Annotated in this window: 2 protein-coding genes; both read left to right on the top strand. The window is 58.4% G+C overall.

Annotated features, from left to right (window positions below; translation table 11 throughout):
• Positions 1-3 precede the first annotated feature (3 nt).
• Positions 4-1,566 carry an AMP-binding protein gene (locus WH277_RS01105; protein WP_445235294.1) on the top strand — a complete coding sequence of 521 codons (1,563 nt, stop codon included), beginning with the start codon at positions 4-6 and terminating at the stop codon, positions 1,564-1,566.
• 36 nt (positions 1,567-1,602) lie between these two features.
• A partial coding sequence (locus WH277_RS01100) for a thioesterase II family protein (protein WP_339503871.1) occupies positions 1,603-2,039 on the top strand: 437 nt, incomplete at its 3' end.

Raw genomic sequence — 2,039 nt, 5'->3', positions numbered from 1 at the left:
GCGCTGCACGAAAACCGCCAACGCCGGGCATTGTTCGAACAGGACATGATAATCACTCACGGTGAGTTAGCCGACCGCGTGGCCTCTTGTAGCTATCGCCTGCAGCAACGGGGTGTGCAGAAGGGAGATCGCGTGGCGATGCAACTGCGTAATACGCATCAGGCCGTGATATTAATGCTCGCTACGCTGATGATCGGCGCGATCCCCGTTCCTGTCCTTCCCTCTTATCGTGAAAAAGAGTTGCGTCATATTTTGCAAATGACCACGCCTAAAGTGCTGGCTGTGCAACGCAGTACTCGTCGTTATAACCCTCTGGCAGTATTACAAAATCTGCAGCAGGAGGGGCTTAATGTCGATCTGGTGCTGGTGGAGGAGGGCGCTAACTGCCACCAGGACTCACGTTATCTTAATTTGCAGGATTTCTGCGCGTTGCTGGCGCCCGTTCCCGTGCAAAAGCTGGCGACGATGGCCGATGACGATATCGCCATGATGTTGCTCTCCAGCGGCACGACCGGTCTTCCGAAGGCTATCGCCCGTAAAAACGCCGGCTATAGCTATATGATTGCCTGCGGGTGCGACGTTTTTGGCCTGACTGAGCGCTCCGTTTATTTCGCGGTAATGCCGGTTTCTCACGGATTCGTGATCAATTGCCCGGGGATGCTGGGCACGCTGTTGCGGGGGGGCGCCGTCGCACTGGCCGATGTGCCCTCTGCGGCGCAGGCACTGGATTTCATCGCCTACTGTGGCGTCACTCATACCACGCTGGTTCCGGCGCTGCTTTCGCAGTGGGCGGAGGTTCAGCGCGAGAGTCCCCGCTTTATCGACTCGCTGTGGCATGTGCAGGTCGGCGGCGCACGCGTGACACCGGAGCTGGCCGCATCCGCCTCTGACACCCTCGGCATTACCCTCCAGCAATGCTATGGCATGAGCGAAGGGCTGCTCTGTTTTAACGCTCTCGATGATGATGACAGCCTTCGTTTCCACTCGCAGGGGCGACCGCTTTGTCCTGAAGATGAGGTGCGCATCGTTGATGAACAGGGGGAAGACGTTCCGCCGGGACATTCGGGCGAATTAATTACCCGTGGCCCTTACACCATCACCCGTTATTACCAGAATCCGCTGGCCGACAGCCTGGCGTTTACCGCTGACGGGTTTTATCGCACCGGCGACCTCGCACACGTTGATCGACAGGGCAATGTCTTTATCGATGGAAGGGTTAACGACGCGATTAACCGTGGCGGGGAGAAGTTCTCACCGAATGAAATTGAAGAGCTGGCGCTTCATCATCCGGCGATCCGGCAGGCCGCCTGTGTGGGCATGGCGGATGCGTTGTATGGCGAAGTTCCCTGCCTGTTTGTCACCACCGACGATAGCGAATTGACCCTGGGGGCGGTGCGCCGTTTTTTTGAACAGCAGGGGCTCGCCACTTTCAAGGCCCCGGAAAGACTGATCCTGATTGATTCCATCCCGATGAAAGGCATTGGCAAAATTGACCGCCTGGCCTTGAGGGCGTTACTGGCGCAGCAAGAGGCGCCTCTTCCTGGCACGATGACAGAGCGAACGTAGACGATGAAAACCACCCTCAGTCATAACAGAACAGTCATGCGCTTCAGCACCGGTAACGTTGCACCCGTACAGCAGCAGTTGGTGGTCTTTCCTCATGCTGGCGGCAGTGCCGCGTTTTACCAGCAGTGGCGTGAGCGACTCCCGGCAGAATGTGACCTGCTGGTGGTGCAATATCCGGGGCGGGAAGAGCGCCAGGCAGACCTTCCCTGGTCGGGTGCACAGCAGGCGATCGCGGCCTGTAACCACGGACTGCGGGAATTACTGGGCGTGGCACCGGTAACATTTTTTGGTCACAGCATGGGCGCATTGCTGGCATTGCAGGTGGCCACTGCGCTATGGGATTCACGCTTTGCCTGCCAGCGGGTGGTGCTCTCCGCACAGCGGGTGCCGTCAGAACTGATGATGCTGCAACAGCCGGGCGCGCGCGAGCGACTGCTCGACACCATCCTCACCTACAGCGAACAGAGCGGCAT

The sequence above is a fragment of the Erwinia sp. MYb416 genome (assembly GCF_037479575.1).
GTDB lineage: Bacteria > Pseudomonadota > Gammaproteobacteria > Enterobacterales > Enterobacteriaceae > Erwinia > Erwinia rhapontici.
Note: the sequence above shows the minus strand (reverse complement) of the source record. Positions and strands in the feature narration are given on the sequence as shown.